Genomic DNA, 20311 nt, shown 5'->3' on the forward strand with positions numbered 1-20311 from the left:
TTCCGCCGGGGGCCCGTGCTCGGTAACGTGGGGCCGTGGAGAACCGCTTTCGCATCGACGGTGACGACCTCGGCATCGACCTGCGCGCCTCCTCGGTCACGCTCGGAGACGACGGCGTCGTGGACGCCCGCATCGTCGCGGGGCGGGTGCCCGAGGTGGCGGACTGGTCCGACGAACCGCCGTCGCTGGTGTTCCGTGACGTCCCCGTGAAGTTCGACGGCGCCACCTTCGGCGCCACGGTCGACGACGACCTGCTCGACGAGCACGAGATCGTCTTCCGGCTCGGCGAGAACCTCGACGTGCACGGTGTGCTCAGCCTCGGTGCCGGCGACCGGCTGCGTTTCGTGGGTACGACCCACGTCTCGGGCGAGCCGAAGGCGTGGCGCCTCGACGTCTCGATCGGCTTCGGCGGGTCGGGGCGACGCACCGCGATCTGACGCGGGTCGTCGGCGACACGATGAGGCGCGGGTCGAGTCCTGGGGACACCTCTGACGACGCGTGGGGTGCGGGGTGCGCGCCCGACCTGACGACGTGGTGAGGGTCGGGCGGGCGCGCACCCGCGCGGTCTCCTGATGCTTCGGGTTCACCAGGCGAACACGATGGTAGCGCCTGGATACCCGCCGGTATGCGACTTCTTCGGTGGCGGCGCGGGTGACTTCTGAGGATCACCCGCACCCGTTAGGGTCGCTGCATGGCCACCACCGCCGGGGCTCCGGTTCCCCGCATCCCTCGAGCCGAGGTCAAGCAGCGGCTGCTCGACGCGGCGGCCGAGCTGTTCTCGCGGCGCGGGGTGCACGCGACCACGCTGGACGACGTGGCCCGGGCCGCCGGGTTCAGCAAGGGCGCCGTCTATTCGAACTTCTCCTCGAAGGACGACCTGGTCCGCAGCCTCATGCGTCGCGAGACCGACGGTGCGCTCGGGGCCCTCGAGGGCATGTTCTTCCCCGGCACCTCGCTCGACCAGCTGCCCGAGAAGATCGGCACGGCGTTCGCGCCCTACGGCCCCGGCCAGGTCGAGGACTTCGCACTGATGAGCGAGTTCCGGGCCCACGCCCTCACGCACCCCGAGGTGATGGCCGACTTCGTCCGCCAGCGCCGGGAGGTGCTCGACGCCCTGCACGGCCTCGTCGAGGAGGTCTTCCAGGGGCAGGCCGTCCACGTGACCGGGCTCGAGCCGCGCGCCCTCGCTCGCGTCCTCATCTGCATCACGCTGGGCGTGGCCTTCGACTGGCCCGCCACGGGTGAGCAGGCGGCCGGCGAGCTCATGGGCGACGTCGTCGCGGCCCTCACCCGGGGCGTGACGGCCTGACGGTCTGACGGTCTGACGCCCGCCGCACAGGGGCGAGTCCGTGCCGGACGGGCGCTCGTGCACGACCGGGACCGACGAACACGCCCGCCTCGGCGACCCGGCGCGCCGTCCGTGCCTAGCGCTGCTCGATCGTGACGACGGGCACGTGCCAGCGGGTGCGCACCTGCAGCGTCAGCTGCCCCCGACGGGCGAGCACCAGTGCCGTGCCGGCGGCGGCGACGGCCGGCACGCCGCCCGAGACGATCATGCCGACGTGCGTGCCGAAGGTTTCGACGATCACGCCCATCAGCGGTCCGCCGATCGCCTGCCCGCCGAGCAGCACGAGGATGTACAGCGACATGACGCGTCCCCGGATCGCGATGTTGCTCGACATCTGCACCAGCTGGTTCGCGGCCGTCAGGAACAGCAGCGACGCGAGCCCGACCCCGACGAGCACGACGGCGAACGGCACGAGCGACGGCATCGACCCGGCCACGGCCTGCAGCACACCGGTGACGAGCACGCCGAGGACGATGGTCCGCAGCCGGATCGTGGCGCGCCGCGTCGACAGCAGGGCGCCGGTCAACGCCCCGACGGCGATCATCGAGTTGAAGAGGCCGTAGCCACCCGGCCCCACGTCGTACACGTCCGCCGCGAACGACGCCAGCAGCACGGGCATCGTGAGGCCGAACACGGCGTAGACGCCGACGAGCAGCACGGGCACGACGATGGTCGGCTTCGAGCGGGCGTAGGCGAGGCCCTGCCGCAGCTGACCCCGCCCTCGGGCGGACGAGGTGACACGCGTCATCTGTGCCGTCCGCAGCATCGTCAGCATCACGACGACCACGAGGCAGGCGACGCCGTTGACGACGAACGCCCAGCCCGCGCCGACCGCCAGCAGCAGCACGCCGGCGATCGCGGGGCCGACCATGCCGCCGAGCTGGAACACGCTCGAGTTGACGCTGATCGCGTTGCGGAGGTGGGTGTGGCCGACGAGTTCGGTGACGATGACCTGGCGGGCCGGGTTGTCGACGACGGTCACCAGGCCCGTGGCGAAGGCGATGGCGAAGACATGCCAGGCCTCGACCACGCCCGCGAGCGTCAGGGCCGCGAGTCCCAGGCTGAGCACGGCGAAGACGCTCTGAGTGGCGAGCATGAGGGCGCGCTTCGAGAAGCGGTCGACGATCACCCCGCCGAGCAGGCCGAAGAAGAGCATCGGGGCGAACTGCATCGCCACCGTGATGCCCACGGCCGTGGCGCTGCCGGTCAGCTCGAGCACGAGCCAGTCCTGGGCGATGCGCTGCATCCACCCGGCGGTCATCGCCACGACGTTGCCGGCCGTCCAGAGGCGGAAGTTGGGCACGCTGAGGGCGATGAAGGTGTGCCGCCACGGCGGGCGGGCGGTGCTGATGGGAAGAGGGGCGGTCGGGGGGAAGTCGGTGCGGGGCGGGGCGGACATCACGTTCCTGCGCTGGTGGTTCGGTTCACGGTCTGCATCAACGGTAGGGCCGGCCTGGTCATTCGGACCCCGGTGGGGGATGATCAGTCGCATTGGCTTCGTGAATGACGAGGCCACGAGCCGACACGTCGAAGGAGGCGCGGTGTACGACCCCACGCTGCTCGCGACGTTCCTCGTCGTGGCCGAGACCCGCAGCTTCACCCGGGCCGCGCAACGGCTCGGCATCAGCCAGCCGACGGTCAGCCAGCAGGTCGGCCGGCTCGAGAAGGCCGCGGGCCGCACGCTCGTCGCCCGCGACACCCGGGACGTCCGCCTGACCGACAACGGCGACGCCATGGCAGGCTTCGCGCGGACCATCCTCGCCGCTCACGCCGCCGCCGAGAGCTACTTCAGCGGCTCGGCCATGCGGGGTCGCCTGCGCTTCGGCGCCGCCGACGACCTCGCCATCACCCAGCTGCCACGCATCCTGCGACACTTCCGCCAGCTCTACCCACAGATCAACCTCGAGCTCACCGTCAACCAGTCCGCTCCGCTGCGCCGCCGACTCGCCGCGGGCCACCTCGACCTGATCTTCGTGAAGCAGACCGCGGGCGAGTCCGACGAGGGCACGCGCGTCGCGGGCGACGCCATGGTCTGGATCGGCCAGGAGAAGCTCGTCGTCGAGCCCGGCCAGCCCGTGCCGCTCATCGCGTACCAGGCGCCCAGCCTCAGCAGGCAGATGGCCATCGACGCCCTCGAGCGCGCCGGCCGCACCTGGCGCATCACCTGCAACACCCGCGACGTCAACGGCGTCCTCGCCGCGGTCCGCGCCGGCATGGGCGTCGCGGTGTTCCCGTTCTCGCTCATCCCCACCGACCTCGTCAAGGTCAGCGACCGGTTCTCGCTGCCCACCCTCGGCGACGTCGACTACGTGCTCGTCGCCAACCCGGGTGCCGCCCGCGAGCCCGTCGACGCCCTCATGTCGGCCATCACCAGTCGAGGCGTCAGCCGCGCCGTCTGATCCGGGGCGGCCGCGTCGTCCGGCCGCTCCGGCGCGCCGCCCCCGCCCCACCCCGGGAGGCGCGCGCAAGATGGTCGCATGAGTCACCGCCCCACACGCCGCCAGAAGTCCGCCGCTCGTCGGGACGCCCGCGTCCTCGCCGCGATCCTGGGTGGTTCCGGCCTCCTGCACCTCGCCAAGCCCGCGGCCTACGACGCCGTCGTCCCGAGGAGCGTCCCCGGCCCGGCCCGGTTCTGGACGATCGGCTCGGGTCTCGCCGAGGTCGGCATCGCCGCCGCCCTCCTCGTGCCGAGGACGCGTCCGGCGGGCGGGCTCGCCGCCGCCGCCCTCTTCGTGGCCGTCTTCCCGGCGAACGTCTCGATGGCGCTGCGCGCCCTGACGAGCGAGCGGGCCACGACCGTGCGCCGGGCCGTCACCCTCGTGCGGCTGCCCTTGCAGGTGCCCCTGGTGACGCGGGCGCTCGGCGTGCACCGCGCCTCTTAGCCTCCCGAGCGCCTCGGCGGTCGAGGGGAGGTGGGCGGCGTTGCATGGCGCACCCCCGGCACGCCCTATCCTGTTCTCTTCCCCCTCGACATCCGATCTCACCGGAGACGCATCGCCATGGCCACGAACGCCCCCGTCACCACGCCGCCGAGACCCGGAGTCGGGGGCACCCTCGACCGGTTCTTCGAGATCACCCACCGCGGCTCGACCTGGGCCCGCGAGATCCGGGGCGGTGTCGTCACGTTCGTCACGATGGCCTACATCGTCATCCTGAACCCGTTGATCCTCGGCGGCTTCAGCGCCGACCAGGCGGCCAAGGACGTGGCCGGCAACTGGCTGCAGAACGGCCAGGTGGGCGCGGTCACCGCCCTCACCGCGGGCGTCATGACGATCCTCTTCGGAACCGTCGCGCGCCTCCCGTTCGCGTTCGCCGCCGGGCTCGGCATCAACTCGTTCCTGGCCGTCAACGTCGTGCAGGACGTCACCTGGCCCGAGGCCATGGGCCTCGTCGTCATCAACGGGCTCGTCATCACGATCCTCGCCGTGACCGGTCTGCGCAGCATGATCTTCACCGCCGTGCCGGCCGCGCTCAAGACCGCGATCACCGTCGGCATCGGTTTGTTCATCGCGTTCATCGGCCTGGTCGACTCGGGCTTCGTCCGCACCAGCGGCACGTCGTCGCCGCCCGTCCAACTCGGCGACGCCGGCTCGGTGGCGACGCTGCCGACGATCACCTTCGTCATCGGCCTGCTCGTCATCGGCGTGCTGATGGCCCGCAAGGTGCGCGGGGCGATCTTCATCGGCATCGTCGCCACCACCGTCATCGCCATCGCCCTGCAGGCGATCTTCCAGGTGCCGCCGTCGAACGGGCAGAACCTCGACGACTGGAACCTCAACGCCCCGGTGCTGCCCACCCAGATCGTCGCCCTGCCCGACCTGTCGCTCGTCGGCCAGTTCAGCTTCGGTGCCTTCGCCCGCATCGGCGTGCTGTCGGCGGTCATGCTGGTCTTCACCCTCGTCTTCACCAACTTCTTCGACGCCATGGGCACGATGACCGGCCTGGCCAAGGCCGGCGACGTCGCCGACGCGAACGGCACCTTCCCCCGCCTCCGCTCGGCCCTGATCGTCGAGGGCGTCGGCGCGGTCGCCGGTGGTGCGACGAGCTCGTCGTCGAACACCGTGTTCGTCGAGTCGGCCTCGGGCATCGGCGAGGGTGCGCGGACGGGTTTCGCCTCGGTCGTCACCGGCGCCCTGTTCCTGCTCGCCATGTTCTTCACCCCGTTGACCCAGGTCGTGCCGCTCGAGGTCGCCGCCTCGGCGCTCGTGATCGTCGGTGCGCTCATGGTGTCCCAGATCAGCCAGATCGACTGGACCGACTTCTCGGTCGCGCTGCCGGTGTTCCTGACGATCATCACCATGCCGCTGACGTACTCGATCGCGAACGGCATCGGCGTCGGCTTCGTCAGCTGGGTCGTCGTCCGCGCGTTCGCGGGCAAGGCCCGTTCGATCAGCCCGCTGCTGTGGATCGTGGCCGCGGGCTTCCTGGTCTACTTCGTGCGCGGTCCGATCGAGGCGCTGCTGGGCTGACCCGGTCGGCCCGCCTTCCCGAGACGTCACGACGTGCCGCTCGCCCTCGTGGGTGAGCGGCATGTCGTGTCTCGTCGACCTCGACGCCCGGCCCGGCTACCCTGAGCGCCAGGCGGCGACGGTGCCGCCGGCCCACGCCGAGGAGGCGCACCATGCCCCGCATCACCCCCACGCTCTGGTTCGGTCGTGACATCGAGACCGCAGCGGACTTCTACGTCACCCTGTTCCCGTCGTCGCGCGTCACCGACGTGTCGCGCTATCCCGACGACTTCCCCGACGCAGCCATGGCCGGTCAGGCCCTCGTCGTCGACCTCGAGCTCGACGGCCAGCCCTACCGCCTGCTGAACGGCGGCGACGGAGGGCCGAGGCCGACCGAGGCCACGTCGTTCTCGATCTCGGTCGAGACCCAGGACGAGCTCGACCACTACTGGGACGCCTTCGCGGCCGACGGCGGCCAGGAGGGGCGGTGCGGCTGGGTGACGGACCGCTGGGGCTTCTCCTGGCAGGTCGTCCCGTCGGTGATGGACCGATACCTCGGCGGGCCCGACCCCGAAGGCGCCGCCCGGGCCATGACGGCGATGATGGGCATGCACCGCCTGGTCATCGCCGAGCTGGCGGCGGCCTACGAGGGGTGAGCGACGCGCTCGCCCGCGCCGCGCCTCCTCGTCACCAGTCGTGGACGGTCCCGTCCGCCAGCCGGTTGTAGGGCAGGTAGGCCTGCGCGTACGGGTACGCCGCGGCGGCCCGCTCGTCCAGCTCGACCCCGATCCCGGGCTGCTCGCCCGGGTGCAGCATGCCGCCCTCGAAGGTGAAGCTCTGCTCGAAGACCTCGTCGGTCCTCGCACCGTGCTTCATGTACTCCTGGATGCCGAAGTTGTGGATGGCGAGCCCGAGGTGCATCGCGGCGGCCATCCCGACGGGCGAGATGTCGGTCGGCCCGTGCATGCCCGACTTGATCTGGTACTGGGAGGCGTAGTCGAGCACCTTCTTGAGGTGCGTGATTCCACCCGTGTGCGTGACGGCGCTGCGGACGTAGTCGATCAGCTGCTCGCGGATGATCTGCTGGTAGTCCCAGACGGTGTTGAAGATCTCGCCGATGGCCAGGGGAGTGGTCGTGTGCTGCCTCACGAGTCGTAGCGCCTCGGGGTTCTCGGCCGGGGTGACGTCCTCGAGCCAGAACAGGTCGTAGGGTTCGAGGCTCTTGCCCAGCCTCGCCGCCTGGATCGGCGTCATGCGGTGGTGGCCGTCGTGCAGCAGGGGGATCTCGGGGCCGAACTCGTTCCGCACCGCCTCGAACACGGAGGGCACGTGCCGCAGGTACGAACGGGTGTCCCAGTCCTCTTCGTTCGGCAGGGCTCCGCGTTGGGCGGGTTCGTGGTCGTAGCGCACGCCGCTGTTGGCGTCGAACGTGGCGTTCGAGGCGATCCCGTAGATCGACTCCAGGCCCGGCACCCCGGTCTGGATGCGGATCGCCTGGTAGCCCTGCTCCTGGTGGTCGCGGACGCTGTCGAACAGTTCCTCGAGGTCCTTCCCCGAGGCGTGGCCGTAGGTCAGCAGCCCGGTGCGCGAGGCGCCGCCGAGCAGCTGGTAGAGGGGCAGGCCGGCGACCTTGGCCTTGATGTCCCAGAGGGCGACGTCGACGGCGGCGACGGCGGCCATCGTGACCGGGCCACGCCGCCAGTAGGCGCTGCGGTACAGGAACTGCCAGGTGTCCTCGATGCGGGCCGGGTCCCGCCCGATCAACAGGGGCACGACGTGCTCGGTCAGGTAGGCGACGACGGCGAGTTCGCGCCCGTTCAAGGTGGCGTCGCCGAGGCCGGTGACGCCGTCGGAGGTCGTGATCTTCAGCGTCACGAAGTTGCGGTCGGGGCTGGTGACGATCACGTCGGCTCTGTCGATGATCATGCGGTGTCCTCTGGAGCTCGCGTCCAGGCGACGTCGATGTCACCCGGGCTGGTCCCTCCACTCTGGCGCATGCGTGGGTGGGAGGCGAGCCCGGGAGGCGCGGGTCAACGCATCTCGAGGGGCACCGCGGTCGTCGGCGCCGGGAACGCCCGCTCGAGCTGCACGAACGCCTGGTCGTCGAGGTCGACCGCCAGGGCCGCCGCGTTCTCGAGCGTGTGCTCGGCCGTGCCCGCCTTGACGGCGACCATGAGGTCGGGCACGAGGCGCAGCACCCAGGCGAGGGCGAGCTGCGCCGACGAGACGCCGAGATCGCTCGCCACCTGCTCGAGGACGGGGTGTCCGAGCAGCTCGCCGCCGTCGACGGGGGAGTACGAGGTGAGGGGCACGCCGTGCTCGCGCGCCCAGGGCAGCAGGTCGAACTCGGGTCCGCGACGGGCCAGGTTGTACAGGACCTGGTTCGTCTGGACGTTCTCGCCACCGGGTACCGAGAGCAGCTCGTGCAGGTCGTCGACGTCGAAGTTGCTGACGCCCCAGCCGCCGATGGCGCCCTCGGCGACCAGCGCCTCCAGGGCCTCGACGGTCTCGGCGAGCGGGTGCCGCCCCCGCCAGTGCAGCAGGTAGAGGTCGAGGCGGTCGGTACCCAGGCGCCGGAGGCTGGCGTGACAGGCGTCGACGGTGCCCTGCCGCGAGGCGTTGCCCGGCAGGACCTTGCCGACCAGGAACACCTCGTCGCGTCGGCCCGCGATCGCCTCGCCGACCAGCGACTCGGACCGCCCGCCGCCGTACATCTCGGCTGTGTCGATCATGGTCAGGCCGGCGTCGAGGCCGGCCCGCAGCGCGGCGACCTCGTCGGCTCGGCGGCGTGGGTCGTCGCCGATGTTCCAGGTGCCCTGGCCGAGGGCCGGGACGACGCGCCCGTCGGGCAGGGAGACGGCGGGGTTGGTCGGCGTCGCGGGGGTGGTCATGCCGGGGGATGGTAGTCGTCGGCCGGCGAGGCCGGTCCGACGGTCGGCCCGGCGGCCACCTCGCGGGCCAGCAGGGTGGCCGCGGCGACGGCCGCCGGCATGACGAGCACCGCCCCGAGCGGGACGAAGAACAGCAGGTAGGTCGCGGTGCCCAGCCCCAGGGTGCGTGCCCGGTTGACGGCGAGCCCGCGGCGGCGCTCGGCGAGCGAGCGGCCCCGGGCGTCGAAGGCGTACCCGGTGAGCTCGACCGCCAGGAACCATCCGCCGACCAGCGCGCCCACGACCGGCACGACGGTCTGGCCGACGACCGGCACGAATCCGCCGACGAACAAGAGGACGCCCACCCCGGCCGTGGCCAGCAGCAGTCGGAGCGAGTCGCCGGCACTCCGGGCGAGCCCGCGCCAGAAGCCCCGATCCACGTCGGCCGGTGCGTCGCCCTCGTGCTCTTCGACGCGGCGCCAGATGCGCTCGTAGAAGGGATCGCCGACGAGCAGCGTGACGGCGGTGAACGCGACGACCGCGAGCAGCACGGCCAGGGCGGCCACGGCCAGACCACCACCGAGACGAACGAGCGTGCGGGACCATTCGGGCCACTCGTCGGCGAACGGCGTCACGGCGCGGGCGATGTCGTCTGCCGCGAGACCGACGACGACGAGCCCGGCCACCAAGACCGCGCCCACGACGAGGGCGGGCACCGCGCCCAGCAGCATCAGCCGCGGGGACGTCGCCCACAGTCGCAGCCCCCGCCCGAGCAGCGCCACCCCGCCGAAGAACTCCCCGATCACGGCCACCGGACGAGCGTATCCGGTGCAGGAGGCGCGGGTGCGGTCGCGCGCGACGTCGCGTCCGTCGGTCCCCGTCTGGTCGCCTCCTCCCCAGTTCGACGAGAAACGGCTTCCTCCACAGGCCGGGCGTTCGCAGGTCCTCACCGCGGCTCGGCCAGCCAGCCTCGGACCATGACGACGATCGACACGTACCCACCCGTACTCGCCCCCGACCCCACCGACGAGCAGCTCGAGGACTTCGTCGACGAGTTCTGCCTCGAGCCGTGCGACGAACGCGCCCTGCTCTGGATCTACCTGGGGGACGACGGCCTGCCCGTCGCGCCACCCGTCGCCCTCGCCGGCTCGCCGGTCGAGCCCACCCGCGACGGGGTCGAGGTCCTGGCCCTGCGCATCGTCGAGGTGGCGGGCTGGGTCGATGCCACATCCGTCCTGCTCGTGTGGCAGAGCACCGACGAGTCGCTCTCGGCGGCGTGTGACGACCAGCGGTGGGCCGCGGCGATCCTGGCGGTGATCGAACCCGGCGACCTCACGGTCCATCCGCCGATGCGTCGCACCCCGTCCGACGTCCGTCCCCTCCTCCCGGTGGCTTGACGCATGCGCGTCCGCGGAGGTTCCCTGCCCTTCGACCCCGATCCCGACCTCCTCCGGCTTCCCGTCCTCGGGCCCGACGCCGATGATCGGGCGTTGCTCGACCACGCGATCGAGCTGTGCGCCGAGGGCTGCGATCGCGAGGTCGTCCACTTCGCCTTCCTCGACGCCGACGGTCGGCAGGTGGCCCCCGCCGGTCGTCTGCACGACGTGCCGCGACTGCCGCGGCGACGTGACGTCGACGAACTGGTCGACCTGTTCCGGCATCAAGGACTCCGGGCGAGAGCGCGCCAGGTGGTGTGCGTCTGGCAGACGGTGGACGACGACGAGCTCGATCGGGTCGCGGTCGACGCCTGGGCCTCCGGCCTCGCCCGGTCGCTCGGAGCCGGCCCCCTCCGGTTGCGGGCGTTCTGGCATCGCACGCCGTCGGGGTTCACCGTGCCCGGACGGTTCGGCGACCGGGCGGGCGGGGCAGACGGTGACTAGCGTCGACGGGGTGCCGCATCGACGCGGCACCACCGAGAAGGGTCGTCCATGAAGTTCAGGTACCTCGGCAACAGCGGGCTCAAGGTCAGCGAGCTCACCTACGGCAACTGGCTCACCCACGGGTCCCAGGTCGAGAACGACACGGCGACGCGCTGCGTCCGCGCGGCCCTCGACGTCGGCATCAGTTCGTTCGACACGGCCGACGTCTACGCCAACACGCAGGCCGAGACGGTCCTCGGCGAGGCGCTGAAGGGTGAGCGTCGCGAGTCGCTCGAGATCTTCACCAAGGTCTACGGTCCCACCGGGCCCAAGGGCCACAACGACACCGGGCTCAGCCGGAAGCACATCACCGAGTCGATCAACGGGTCGCTCACGCGCCTGCAGACCGACTACGTCGACCTCTACCAGGCACATCGGTACGACGTCGAGACGCCCCTCGACGAGACGATGGAGACCTTCGCCGACCTCGTCCGCCAGGGCAAGGTGCTCTACATCGGCGTCTCGGAGTGGAACGCCGAGCAGCTCCGCGAGGCGCACGCCCTGGCTCGCGAGCTGAAGATCCAACTGGTCTCGAACCAGCCCGAGTACTCGCTGCTCTGGCGGGTCATCGAGGACGAGGTCGTCCCGGCGTCGGCCGAGCTCGGCATCTCGCAGATCGTCTGGTCACCCGTCGCCCAGGGCGTCCTGACCGGGAAGTACACCGTCGGCGCCGAGCTGCCGGCGGGTAGCCGGGCGACCGACCAGAAGGGCGGCGCGGGCATGATCGAGCGCTGGCTGCGCGATGACGTCCTCGACGCCGTGGCCCAGCTGGAGCCGATCGCGGCCGACCTGGGCCTCACACAGGCCCAGCTCTCGTTGGCATGGGTGCTGTCGAACGAGAACGTCGCCTCGGCGATCATCGGGGCCTCGCGTCCCGAGCAGGTCGAGTCGAACGCCAAGGCCTCGGGAGTGACCCTCGAGGCCGACGTCCTGACGCGCATCGAGTCGATCTTCGACGGCCTCGCCGAGACGGACCCGCGCAAGACGCAGATGCCGAGCGGCCGCGAAGCCTGATCGCGCGGTCGACACGACACGACGACGCCCCGCCACGAGATCGTGGCGGGGCGTCGTCGTGTCGACGTCGAGCGTGACGGATCAGGCCGCCGGGACCTCGAAGGTCGCCGAGATCACGGCGCGGGCCAGCGTGTGGAAGTGCAGGTTGAAGCCGAGGTACGCCGGGCTGGCGGTCTCGTCGACCCCGATCTTCTCGACGTCGAGGGCGTGCACCGCGACGAAGTAGGTGTGCGGTCCGTGACCCTCGGGCGGAGCGGCGCCGACGTAGCGGGCGAGCCCGCCGTCGTTCTGCAGCTGGATCGCACCCTCGGGCAGACCCGAGCCCTGGTCGTCACCTGCACCGGAGGGCAGCGACGTCGTGTCGGCGGGAAGGTCGGCCACGGCCCAGTGCCAGAAGCCCGAACCCGTCGGAGCGTAGGGGTCGTAGATGGTGACCGCGAAGCTCTTGGTGCCCTCGGGGGCGCCGGACCAGCTCAGCTGGGGGCTGGCGTCGTCGCCGCCGGGGCCCATGATGCCGCTCACCTGGGCTCGCTGCAGCTCGCCTCCGTCGGTGAGGTCCGTGCTCGAGAGCTCGAACTCGGGCACGATGCCGATGATGTCGTAGGGGCGGGTCAGGTTGGCGTCGGCCATGGCTGTCTCCTGTTCGTTCGGGATGGTCGTGACGGTGCGCCCGCCCCGAGGGGCGGGCGCACCGGTGTTCGGTCAGGCGGCGTCGAGCCGCTGGATCTCGTCGGCCGAGAGCTTGATCGACGTCGCCGTGGCCGAGTTCATGATCGTCTGCGGTCGGGTCGATCCCGGGATCGGGATGACGAGCTCGGACTTGGCGAGCTCCCAGGCGAGCGTCAAGACCTGAGGGGTGACCCGTCGGGCGTTGGCGATCTCGGCGAACACGGCGTGCTTCGCTCCGAGCTCACCCGCGTTCGTGATCCCGCCGAGGGGGCTCCACGGCAGGAAGGCAATGCCCATCTCGTCGCACAGCACGAGCTCGGCCTCGCTCGACCGGAACGCGGGCGAGTACTGGTTCTGGACGGAGACCAGGCGTTCGTCGAGGACCGCGTTGGCCTCGCGGATCTGGTCCGGGGTGGCGTTCGAGATGCCCGCCATGCGGATGACGCCCTCGTCGAGCAGCTCCGCCAGGGCGCCGATCGAGTCGGCGTAGGGCACCGCCGGGTCCGGGCGGTGGAACTGGTACAGCCCGATGGTCTCGACGCCGAGCCGCTTCGCGGAGGCCTTGGCCGCCTCCTTGAGGTAGGCCGGGTCGCCGTTCTGCGCCCAAGAGCCCGCCTCGGGACGAAGGTGCCCGCCCTTCGTCGCGACGAGCACCTGGTCGGTGTCGGCGTGGTAGCTCTTGAGCGCCTTGGCGATGAGCAGCTCGTTGTGCCCGACCTCGTCCTTGCCGGCCTGGTGGTAGGCGTCGGCCGTGTCGATCAGGGTGATGCCCTGCTCGAGCGCGGCGTGGATGGTGGCGATGCCCTGCTTCTCGTCGGGACGGCCCTCGATCGACAAGGGCATGCCGCCCAGGCCGATCGCGCTGACCGTCACGTCTCCGATGGTCCTGGTCTTCATGTCGTCCTCCGGTTCACCACGCGTAGTCCTCGGGCGACGTCTTGTGCCCGGGGAAGATCTCGTCCAGCCGCGCCAGCGCGGCCTCGTCCAGCGTCACGTCGACGGCGGCGACCGCCGACTCCAGTTGTGCCATGGTCCGCGGCCCCGTGATGGGTCCCGTGACGCCCGGCTGGTGCAGCAGCCATGCGAGGGCGACCTCGCCCGGGGCGTGGCCCAACTCCCGGGCGAACGACTCGTAGGCTTCGAGCTGGTCGCGGTGTTCTGCGACGTACTCGGCGCTTCGCCCCTCGAGGCGTCGCGAACCCTCCTCGGTCTTCTCGATCACGCCGCCGAGCAGGCCACCGTTGAGCGGCGACCACGGGATCATGCCGAGACCGTAGTGCCGGGCGGCCGGCAGGGTCTCGCGCTCGACGTCGCGGACGATGAGGTTGTAGATCGACTGCTCGCTCACGAGACCGGTGAAGTGCCGGGTCTTCGCGGCCTCCTGGGCCTGTGCGATGTGCCAGCCCGCGAAGTTGCTGCTCCCGACGTAGAGCACCTTGCCCTGTTGGACGGCGACCTCCATCGCCTGCCAGATCTCGTCCCACGGGGTCTCACGGTCCACGTGGTGGAACTGGTACAGGTCGATGTGATCCGTCTGGAGTCGCGTCAGGCTCGCGTCGAGTGCACGTCGGATGTTCAGCGCACTGAGCTTGCCGTCGTTGGGCCAGTCGCCCATGTCGCCGTAGAGCTTGGTGGCGAGGACGGTCTTCTCCCGTCGCCCACCCCCGCGGGCGAACCACCGACCGATGATCTGTTCGGTGATGCCTTCGCCCTTCTCCCAGCCGTACACGTTCGCCGTGTCGAAGAAGTTGACGCCGAGTTCGTGCGCCCGGTCCATGATCGCGTGGGAGTCGTCCTCCGTGGTCTGCGGCCCGAAGTTCATCGTGCCGAGCACGGCCCGGGAGACGGACAACCCTGTGCGTCCGAGGTGTGTGTAATCCATGTTCCCTGGCTACCCCCTCGTGGGGCGTGGTGCTCACAGGAACGCCCCCTAACGTCACCGTCATGGACGAGCAGCCCGAGACCCCGCACGGCGAGCTCCCGGTCGAGCACCGCGGGGCCGGCCCGCATCGCGGCCGGCGTCGCCGTGCCCTGCGCGACGGTCACGCGAAGATGCGACTCCGGCTCGACGCGCATCCGCGCCTCCGGTTGCTCTACAAGATCGGCGTCGGGGTGCTCGGGGCCCTGATCGTCGTCGTGGGCCTCATCCTCGTCCCGCTGCCCGGGCCCGGTTGGCTCATCGTCTTCGTCGGCGTCGCCGTGCTCGGCACCGAGTTCCCGGCCGCCCATCGCATCACCCAGTGGGTGCGTCGCCTCGCGCGGCGTGCTCGTCTCCGGTGGCGCGCGTGGCGGGTCGCCCGGTCGGTGCGCCGATCGTCGTCCGTGGACCCCTCGGCCGCCCCGTCGCGGTGAGCCACGGGGTCGACCGCGTCCCCGACGGCCGTCATCGGACGTCCAGCGGACGTTCGGTAAAGTCGCCGTCGTGACGCCCAGTCCCGCCTCCGCCACGCCCTACGAGGTGCTCGGCGTGCCGTCGACGGCGTCGACCGACGACCTGCGCCGCGCCTACCGACGCTTGGCTCGCCAGACCCACCCCGATCTCGGGGGCACCGCGCAGGCCTTCCGCGACCTGCAGCACGCCTGGCAACAGGTGGGCACGCCCGAGGCCCGTTCCGCCTACGACCGCGGGTCGGGCTCACCGAGCACCGCTCCCTCGGGCAGCGCGCGGTCCGCGGGGTCGAGTTCCCCCGGCTGGTCACCGCCGCCCCGTGAGCCGGCTCGGACCGATTCCCAGCCCAAGGCCCGGGTCCACGGTCACCCCGGCGGTGCGAACCGCGAGCGGTACCTCGGCCTGATGCGTGAGTGGGTCGGTCGGGGCGTGCCGCTCGACGATCCGTACGACGAGCGCCTCGTCCGGAGCGCGCCCCCCGAGATCCGTCACGTGCTGGCCGACGCGATGGCCGAAGAAGCCACCGTCGCCGCCGTGACCGAACTCGGCATCGGCTTCACCATCTGGAGCGACGTCGACGCGGGTGCCGAGGGCAAGCTCGATCACGTCGTGCTCGGACCATCGGGCCTGTTCGCCGTCCAGTCCTCCGACTGGGGCAGCGAGGTGCAGGTGTCCCGGGGCGAGCTCGTCGGTCGGGGCGTCCCCGCCGACGAAGAGCCCGTCCGCGACCTCACCCGACAGGCCCGGGCCGTCCGGCGCGAGACCCGCGTGTCGTTCACGGCCCAGCTGATCGTGGTGCCCGACGACGACTTCGCCCCGGCCCTCGACAAGGTGGGCCGACGTGCCGGGGGCACCTGGGTCGTGCGCCGGTCCCTGCTGCCGCAGGTCCTGCGGCACGGGCCCGAACTCGGCGACCGCACGAGCATCTCGGACGTCTTCGAGGTGCGGGCGCGGTTGCAGCAGGCCATCCGGTTCGTCTGACGGGGGCTGGTGCCCGGGGCCGTCAGGGTCCACGCTGGGCAGGACGCCGGCGTCCGTCGGCCGTCCCGTGCCAGAGAGGGGCCACCCGTGTTCCGTCCGCAGTCCGGCTACTCGGGGTTCAGCGTCGACGACGTGCCGGCCGCCGAGTCTTTCTACCGCGACGTCCTCGGCCTCGAGACCGAGGTCCTCGTCGACGGTCAGATGTTCCGCCTGCGTCTGCCGGGAGGCGCGGCGTGGGTCTTCGTCTACGGCAAGCCCGACCACGTCCCCGCGTCGTACACCGTCCTCAACCTCGTCGTCGACGACGTCGACGCCGCCCTCGACGAACTGGCCGAGCTCGGTCTCGAACCGCAGCACCTCGGCGGCCACTCCGACGAGCGTGGTGTGATGCGCGGGCGCAGCGTGGGGCGGGGCCCGGACATCGCCTGGTTCACGGACCCGGCCGGCAACGTCTTCTCCGTGCAGCAGCCCTGACCCGCTCGACCCGACACGGGACCCGAGGAGGCGCGGTGCCGGTACCGGGGGAGGGCTGGCCCGACATCGGGTCGCGGGCCAGCCCCATGCATGCCTTCGGAGCTCCCGCCTCGTCGGTTTGGTCGCCCGCCACCGGGCCGAACGGTCGACGTGACGTCCTGTGCTCGACGCGGGCACCGCCTCCTCGTCCCTGTGGCAAGCTCGACCGTGTGAACACGCAGGAGCCCGCGGACGGCTGGGTCGAGGCCCCCGACGGACGTCGGTTCTGGGGCCGCGCCGGGGCCGCGGGTCTGCTCGTCGTCGACCCCGACGACCGGGTGCTGCTGCAGCACCGGGCCGACTGGAGCCACTTCGGCGGCACCTGGGGGCTTCCCGGCGGAGCCCGCCATCACGGCGAGAGCGCGGTCGACGGCGCCCTGCGCGAGAGCGGTGAAGAGGCCGCCGTGCCGCGCGACGCGTTGCGGTTGCTGTTCGCCGCCGAGCTCGACCTCGGCTTCTGGTCGTACACGACCGTCGTCGCCCGCGCCGTGCGTCCGTTCGACCCCGTGGTCTCGGACGCCGAGAGCATCGCCCTGGGTTGGGTGCCGGCCGACGAGGTGGCCGGTCTCCCGCTTCACCCCGGGTTCGCCGCCTCGTGGCCGAGGCTCCGAGCCGAGCTCGAGAGCGAGGTGCACGTCGTCGTGGACGTCGCGAACGTCCTCGGCTCCCGACCCGACGGCTGGTGGCGCGACCGCGTCGGTGCCACGAACCGGTTCCTTGACGCCCTCTCGCGGGGCACCCGTGACGGCGTGGCCGAGTCGCTCGTCTCGCCCGACGGCAGAGGGGACGACCCGCCGGTCGTCGCGAGTGGACCGGACCGGAGCGCGTCCCCGACGGACGTCGCGGCGTTCGCGAGCGAGTCCGCCGCCGAGCCTCCCGGGGCGCCCACCTGGCGATGGCCGGAGACGACCGCCGTCGTCGAGGGCGATGCTCGGGCCGTCGGCGACACGTTCCCCGGCCTGACCGTCGTCCGTGCCGAGGCCGACGGTGATTCGGCGATCGTGGCCCGGGTGCGCTCCCTGCGCGACGTGTCCGGCCCGGCGCCCCGCATCGTCGTCGTCACCGCCGACCGAGGCCTCACCGACCGGGTCGCCGCCGTCGGGGCGACCGTCGTGCGTCCGGGCGTCTTCCGCCGGGCCGTCGGCCTCGACTGACACCGACGGACGGGTCCGCCCCACCGACCGGTGGAACGGGCCCGTCCGTCCTGGCTCTCGGTTCAGGCGGCGGGGCCGTCGCCCAGCGTGACGGTCGCGGTGTGGGACGTGCCAGCCGTGTCGGTCCAGGTGACCGAGACCTGGTCACCCGAGTCGTGCGCCTGGATCGCGGCCGTGAGTGCGGACGAGTCCGCCACGGCCGTCCCGTCGATCGCGGTGATCACGTCGCCGGCGACGAGTCCGGCCGAGGCTGCCGCGCTGCCCTGGACGGTGCCGGCGATCGTGACCCCGCCCGCGGTGCCGGTCGCCGTGCTCGAGATCTGGGCGCCGAGGAAGGCAGGCAGGCCGATCTGCACGGTGGAGCTGCCCGTTCCCGACTGGATCTGCTTGGCGATCGACAGAGCGTGGTCGATCGGGATGGCGTACCCGGTGATGGTCGACGAGCCCTGTGAGGCCGCCGTCACGATGCCGACGACGTCGCCGTCGCCGTCGCGGAGCGGGCCGCCGGAGTCACCCGAGACCACGTCGGCGTCGACCTCGATGAGGCCCGACAGCGACTCGGTGCCCGAGCCGGACTCGCTCTGGACCGTGATCGACTGGTCCGTGCCGAGGACCGTGCCCTGGGCGGTGACCAGGTCGCCCGTGCCCTCGGCGTTGCCCGTCGAGTGGACGACGTCCCCCGTGGCGACGTCGCCGGACGCGTCGAAGCTCACCGGGGTGAGGCCGGTCGCGTCCTGCAGCTTCAGCACCGCCACGTCGTTCGTGGCGTCCGTCCCCACGACGTCGGCCGTGTACGTCTCGCCCGTCGACTCGACGGTGACCTGGATGCTGGTGGCGCCCTGGACGACGTGGTTGTTCGTCAGGATGAGTCCGCCCGAGGTCAGGATCATGCCCGTGCCCGCGGACTTGTACGAGGCGTCGTAGTTCAGGGTCGAGACGATGGTGACGACGCCGGCCTTCTCCTCGTCGGTCGCCGCCGTCGCGCTGGTCTGGGTCGAGGTGCCCTGCTGTGACGATCCGTCCTGCGGGGTCGAGCCGCCGAACGGGGACGTCGAGCCGCTCGACCCGCTGCCCGGCTGCGTCAGCTGTGGCAGCAGCTCGAGGGCCTGGCGCTCGCTCGCGGCCTGTGCCGCCGCGGTTCCGGCCGAGCGACCGGCGGCGTAGGCGCCGCCACCCGCTGCACCCGCGACGATGACGACGGCCGCCGCCGCACCGGTGAGGGCGAGCCACTTCTTCGAGCGACGGGGCTTGGGGGCGCCACCGAAGGCCGGGGGCACCGTGCCCCGCGCGCCGTCGCCACCGGCCGCCGTCGAGGAGCCCGACGTGGCGTCGTACGACTGGTGCGAGTCGTCCTGGGCCATCCAGGTCGGTGCCGCCGACACGTAGCGCGCGTCGGACGCGCCGGTGACGTGGGGGAGGGTGCGCGCCTCGGCGGGCTGCGCGGTGGCCTTCTCGGCGTTCTCCCCGGCCTGCTGCTCGGTCGACGCGGAGGGCGTCACGGGCGTGGCGTCGTTCGGGGTGCCGGTCGTGGTGTCGCCGTCTCGGTCGTTCATGGTGTGCCTCCTGTGGCGGTGGTGGTGACGATGGGTCCATGGAACGGTGCGACCCCAAGAGATGCCTATGACCAGACCCTGAGGCGGTGGGGAGTCCCATGAGGAGGCGCGGTGAACGATGTCGAGATCGTCTCACCACCATCGGCACCGCCATCCGCGCGGGCGGTCGCCGAAATCGGTTCCCGACGAGGGTCGGAGTTCCGATACGCTGGGACGCCAAAGGAGGTCCACGATGGCAGAGCCCGCCAACCCGGCACCCGGCGAGCAGGACCGCGCTCCCGGCGCCCCTCGCGAGGTCGACACGACCCTCAGCTTCAATGAAGAGTTCCAGGCGCAACTGGCTGCCCTCGAGGGAGGCGTGTCCACCGACGAGCGTGACGCCGTCGCCGCCCTGCCTTCGGGTTCTGCGCTGCTCGTGGTCCGCCGCGGCCCCAACATCGGCGCACGATTCCTCCTCGACTCCGACGTCACCATCGCCGGGCGTCACCCCGAGGCCGGCATCTTCCTCGACGACGTGACGGTCAGCCGCAAGCACGCCGAGTTCCGCCGCGAGGGCATCAGTTTCAGCGTGCGCGATCTCGGGTCGCTGAACGGCACCTACTTCGACGGTGTCCGCATCGACGAGGCCCGGCTCTCCGACGGGGCCGAGGTCCAGGTCGGCAAGTTCCGCCTCACGTTCTACGCATCGCGGGTCGATCTCGCGAACCTGGCGATCAAGTAGTCGTGCCCCGCACCGCCGTCGCCCGGTCGTCGCAGACCGGGCCGTCCGACCTGTTGACGATCGGGCAGGTCCTCTCACGGCTCAAGCCCGAGTTCCCCGACCTGTCGAACAGCAAGCTGCGCTTCCTCGAAGAGCGCGAGTTGGTCACCCCGGTGCGCACCCCGTCCGGCTACCGCAAGTTCTCGCCGGCAGACGTCGAGCGGCTCCGTTTCATCCTCGGGCTCCAGCGCGACCACTACCTGCCGCTCAAGGTCATCCGTCAGCATCTCGCCGACCTCGACGCCGGTCGCCCGGCAGCGCTCCCGTCCGGGGCGGCGCCCGTCTCGATCCTGACGCACGGTCGTCGGCTCGGTCGCGACGAGTTGCTCCGCGAGACCGGGGCGTCGCCCGCCCTGCTCGACGAGGCCGTCTCGGCGTCGCTCCTGCCGCCTGCGGGTCGTTACGGTGACGAATCGGTCTCGGTGCTGTCGGCCCTGGTCGAACTGGGCAGGTCGGGCATCGAACCTCGACACCTGCGGACGGTCCGTGCGTCGGTCGACCGCGAACTCGGCCTCATCGAGACGGCACTCGCGCCGTTGGCGCGCAAGCACGACGCGGCGTCCCGGGCCCGGGTCGCCGAGCTCTCCCGCGAGCTCGCGGCGCAGATCGACGTCGTCCGGTCGGGGCTCGTCCGATCGGCTCTGGGGCGTCTCGACGCCTAGACGTCCTCGCTCCGGGCGAATATCCTCGACA

At 71.6% G+C, this 20311-nt stretch carries 23 protein-coding genes; 15 read left to right on the forward strand and 8 right to left on the reverse strand.

The window, feature by feature from the left end:
* Positions 1-35 precede the first annotated feature (35 nt).
* Positions 36-437, forward strand: a complete 402-nt coding sequence (locus tag SZ60_RS07435; RefSeq protein WP_043594891.1) for a hypothetical protein — start codon at positions 36-38, stop codon at positions 435-437.
* Positions 438-691: 254 nt separating this feature from the next.
* The gene (locus SZ60_RS16420; protein WP_052505237.1) at positions 692-1309 is read left to right on the forward strand and encodes a TetR/AcrR family transcriptional regulator; all 618 of its coding nucleotides are present in this window, start codon (positions 692-694) and stop codon (positions 1307-1309) included.
* Between the two features lie 115 nt (positions 1310-1424).
* On the opposite strand, the gene SZ60_RS07445 is transcribed toward SZ60_RS16420, so the two are convergent.
* Entirely contained in the window at positions 1425-2747 is a 1323-nt protein-coding gene (locus SZ60_RS07445) for an MFS transporter (protein WP_043594892.1), read from the reverse strand.
* A 142-nt stretch (positions 2748-2889) separates the two neighbouring features.
* On the opposite strand from SZ60_RS07445, the gene SZ60_RS07450 reads away from it, so the two are divergent.
* The 4 genes from SZ60_RS07450 to SZ60_RS07465 all read left to right on the forward strand — a co-directional run bounded on the left by SZ60_RS07450 (position 2890) and on the right by SZ60_RS07465 (position 6452).
* A complete protein-coding gene (locus SZ60_RS07450) occupies positions 2890-3747 on the forward strand; it encodes a LysR substrate-binding domain-containing protein (protein ID WP_043594893.1) in 858 nt (285 codons plus the stop codon).
* Positions 3748-3825: 78 nt separating this feature from the next.
* A complete protein-coding gene (locus SZ60_RS07455) occupies positions 3826-4230 on the forward strand; it encodes a membrane protein (protein WP_043594894.1) in 405 nt (134 codons plus the stop codon).
* 117 nt (positions 4231-4347) lie between these two features.
* Positions 4348-5817, forward strand: a complete 1470-nt coding sequence (locus SZ60_RS07460) for an NCS2 family permease (RefSeq protein ID WP_171007359.1) — start codon at positions 4348-4350, stop codon at positions 5815-5817.
* A 152-nt stretch (positions 5818-5969) separates the two neighbouring features.
* The gene (locus SZ60_RS07465; RefSeq protein WP_043594895.1) at positions 5970-6452 is read left to right on the forward strand and encodes a VOC family protein; all 483 of its coding nucleotides are present in this window, start codon (positions 5970-5972) and stop codon (positions 6450-6452) included.
* Positions 6453-6483: 31 nt separating this feature from the next.
* On the opposite strand, the gene manD is transcribed toward SZ60_RS07465, so the two are convergent.
* From manD to SZ60_RS17445, 3 genes are all read right to left on the reverse strand, one after another.
* Entirely contained in the window at positions 6484-7722 is a 1239-nt protein-coding gene (gene manD / locus SZ60_RS07470; RefSeq protein ID WP_043594896.1) for a D-mannonate dehydratase ManD, read from the reverse strand.
* A 104-nt stretch (positions 7723-7826) separates the two neighbouring features.
* Positions 7827-8687 (reverse strand): aldo/keto reductase, encoded by an 861-nt coding sequence (locus SZ60_RS07475; protein ID WP_043594897.1) that lies wholly within the window; start codon positions 8685-8687, stop codon positions 7827-7829.
* On the reverse strand, positions 8684-9478 hold the full coding sequence (locus SZ60_RS17445; protein ID WP_043594898.1) for an EI24 domain-containing protein: 795 nt from the start codon (positions 9476-9478) through the stop codon (positions 8684-8686). The genes SZ60_RS07475 and SZ60_RS17445 overlap by 4 nt, the downstream gene beginning before the upstream one ends.
* A gap of 165 nt (positions 9479-9643) precedes the next feature.
* On the opposite strand from SZ60_RS17445, the gene SZ60_RS17450 reads away from it, so the two are divergent.
* From SZ60_RS17450 to SZ60_RS07495, 3 genes are read left to right on the forward strand one after another with little or no spacing between them, the layout of a single operon-like run.
* Complete coding sequence (locus tag SZ60_RS17450; RefSeq protein ID WP_043594899.1) at positions 9644-10063, forward strand: hypothetical protein; 420 nt, start codon at positions 9644-9646, stop codon at positions 10061-10063.
* A 3-nt stretch (positions 10064-10066) separates the two neighbouring features.
* Entirely contained in the window at positions 10067-10546 is a 480-nt protein-coding gene (locus tag SZ60_RS07490; RefSeq protein WP_043594900.1) for a hypothetical protein, read from the forward strand.
* A gap of 48 nt (positions 10547-10594) precedes the next feature.
* On the forward strand, positions 10595-11599 hold the full coding sequence (locus SZ60_RS07495; RefSeq protein WP_043594901.1) for an aldo/keto reductase family protein: 1005 nt from the start codon (positions 10595-10597) through the stop codon (positions 11597-11599).
* Positions 11600-11680: 81 nt separating this feature from the next.
* Here the strand turns inward: SZ60_RS07495 and SZ60_RS07500 are convergent, their stop codons facing one another.
* From SZ60_RS07500 to SZ60_RS07510, 3 genes are all read right to left on the reverse strand, one after another.
* The gene (locus SZ60_RS07500; protein WP_043594902.1) at positions 11681-12229 is read right to left on the reverse strand and encodes a YbhB/YbcL family Raf kinase inhibitor-like protein; all 549 of its coding nucleotides are present in this window, start codon (positions 12227-12229) and stop codon (positions 11681-11683) included.
* A 72-nt stretch (positions 12230-12301) separates the two neighbouring features.
* Positions 12302-13165 carry an aldo/keto reductase gene (locus SZ60_RS07505; RefSeq protein WP_043594903.1) on the reverse strand — a complete coding sequence of 288 codons (864 nt, stop codon included), beginning with the start codon at positions 13163-13165 and terminating at the stop codon, positions 12302-12304.
* A 13-nt stretch (positions 13166-13178) separates the two neighbouring features.
* Positions 13179-14150 (reverse strand): aldo/keto reductase, encoded by a 972-nt coding sequence (locus tag SZ60_RS07510; RefSeq protein WP_043594904.1) that lies wholly within the window; start codon positions 14148-14150, stop codon positions 13179-13181.
* A 62-nt stretch (positions 14151-14212) separates the two neighbouring features.
* On the opposite strand from SZ60_RS07510, the gene SZ60_RS07515 reads away from it, so the two are divergent.
* From SZ60_RS07515 to SZ60_RS07530, 4 genes are all read left to right on the forward strand, one after another.
* Positions 14213-14620, forward strand: a complete 408-nt coding sequence (locus tag SZ60_RS07515; RefSeq protein ID WP_052505238.1) for a TIGR02611 family protein — start codon at positions 14213-14215, stop codon at positions 14618-14620.
* A 70-nt stretch (positions 14621-14690) separates the two neighbouring features.
* Complete coding sequence (locus tag SZ60_RS07520) at positions 14691-15638, forward strand: DnaJ domain-containing protein (protein WP_043594905.1); 948 nt, start codon at positions 14691-14693, stop codon at positions 15636-15638.
* A gap of 87 nt (positions 15639-15725) precedes the next feature.
* A complete protein-coding gene (locus tag SZ60_RS07525) occupies positions 15726-16112 on the forward strand; it encodes a VOC family protein (protein WP_043594906.1) in 387 nt (128 codons plus the stop codon).
* A 209-nt stretch (positions 16113-16321) separates the two neighbouring features.
* Positions 16322-17305, forward strand: a complete 984-nt coding sequence (locus SZ60_RS07530; protein WP_231567072.1) for an NUDIX hydrolase — start codon at positions 16322-16324, stop codon at positions 17303-17305.
* A 62-nt stretch (positions 17306-17367) separates the two neighbouring features.
* On the opposite strand, the gene SZ60_RS07535 is transcribed toward SZ60_RS07530, so the two are convergent.
* Positions 17368-18858, reverse strand: coding sequence for a S1C family serine protease (locus SZ60_RS07535; protein WP_052505239.1), 1491 nt, complete (start codon positions 18856-18858; stop codon positions 17368-17370).
* Between the two features lie 232 nt (positions 18859-19090).
* Between SZ60_RS07535 and SZ60_RS07540 the strand changes: the two genes are divergently transcribed.
* Both SZ60_RS07540 and SZ60_RS07545 read left to right on the forward strand, forming a co-directional pair.
* A complete protein-coding gene (locus SZ60_RS07540; protein WP_043594907.1) occupies positions 19091-19579 on the forward strand; it encodes an FHA domain-containing protein in 489 nt (162 codons plus the stop codon).
* Positions 19580-19581: 2 nt separating this feature from the next.
* Positions 19582-20280, forward strand: a complete 699-nt coding sequence (locus tag SZ60_RS07545; protein ID WP_043594908.1) for a MerR family transcriptional regulator — start codon at positions 19582-19584, stop codon at positions 20278-20280.
* The last annotated feature ends 31 nt before the right edge of the window (positions 20281-20311 follow it).

Source organism: Frigoribacterium sp. MEB024, from assembly GCF_000878135.1.
In the GTDB taxonomy this organism is placed as follows: Bacteria; Actinomycetota; Actinomycetes; order Actinomycetales; family Microbacteriaceae; genus Frigoribacterium.

Excerpts from the sequence above, each read along its gene's own strand:
- SZ60_RS16420 (WP_052505237.1), top strand. The coding sequence starts at position 692 with ATGGCCACCACCGCCGGGGCTCCGGTTCCCCGCATCCCTCGAGCCGAG.
- SZ60_RS07445 (WP_043594892.1), bottom strand. The coding sequence starts at position 2,747 with ATGTCCGCCCCGCCCCGCACCGACTTCCCCCCGACCGCCCCTCTTCCC.
- SZ60_RS07455 (WP_043594894.1), top strand. The coding sequence starts at position 3,826 with ATGAGTCACCGCCCCACACGCCGCCAGAAGTCCGCCGCTCGTCGGGAC.
- SZ60_RS07460 (WP_171007359.1), top strand. The coding sequence starts at position 4,348 with ATGGCCACGAACGCCCCCGTCACCACGCCGCCGAGACCCGGAGTCGGG.
- SZ60_RS07465 (WP_043594895.1), top strand. The coding sequence starts at position 5,970 with ATGCCCCGCATCACCCCCACGCTCTGGTTCGGTCGTGACATCGAGACC.
- manD (WP_043594896.1), bottom strand. The coding sequence starts at position 7,722 with ATGATCATCGACAGAGCCGACGTGATCGTCACCAGCCCCGACCGCAAC.
- SZ60_RS07475 (WP_043594897.1), bottom strand. The coding sequence starts at position 8,687 with ATGACCACCCCCGCGACGCCGACCAACCCCGCCGTCTCCCTGCCCGAC.
- SZ60_RS17450 (WP_043594899.1), top strand. The coding sequence starts at position 9,644 with ATGACGACGATCGACACGTACCCACCCGTACTCGCCCCCGACCCCACC.
- SZ60_RS07490 (WP_043594900.1), top strand. The coding sequence starts at position 10,067 with ATGCGCGTCCGCGGAGGTTCCCTGCCCTTCGACCCCGATCCCGACCTC.
- SZ60_RS07495 (WP_043594901.1), top strand. The coding sequence starts at position 10,595 with ATGAAGTTCAGGTACCTCGGCAACAGCGGGCTCAAGGTCAGCGAGCTC.
- SZ60_RS07500 (WP_043594902.1), bottom strand. The coding sequence starts at position 12,229 with ATGGCCGACGCCAACCTGACCCGCCCCTACGACATCATCGGCATCGTG.
- SZ60_RS07505 (WP_043594903.1), bottom strand. The coding sequence starts at position 13,165 with ATGAAGACCAGGACCATCGGAGACGTGACGGTCAGCGCGATCGGCCTG.
- SZ60_RS07510 (WP_043594904.1), bottom strand. The coding sequence starts at position 14,150 with ATGGATTACACACACCTCGGACGCACAGGGTTGTCCGTCTCCCGGGCC.
- SZ60_RS07515 (WP_052505238.1), top strand. The coding sequence starts at position 14,213 with ATGGACGAGCAGCCCGAGACCCCGCACGGCGAGCTCCCGGTCGAGCAC.
- SZ60_RS07535 (WP_052505239.1), bottom strand. The coding sequence starts at position 18,858 with ATGAACGACCGAGACGGCGACACCACGACCGGCACCCCGAACGACGCC.
- SZ60_RS07540 (WP_043594907.1), top strand. The coding sequence starts at position 19,091 with ATGGCAGAGCCCGCCAACCCGGCACCCGGCGAGCAGGACCGCGCTCCC.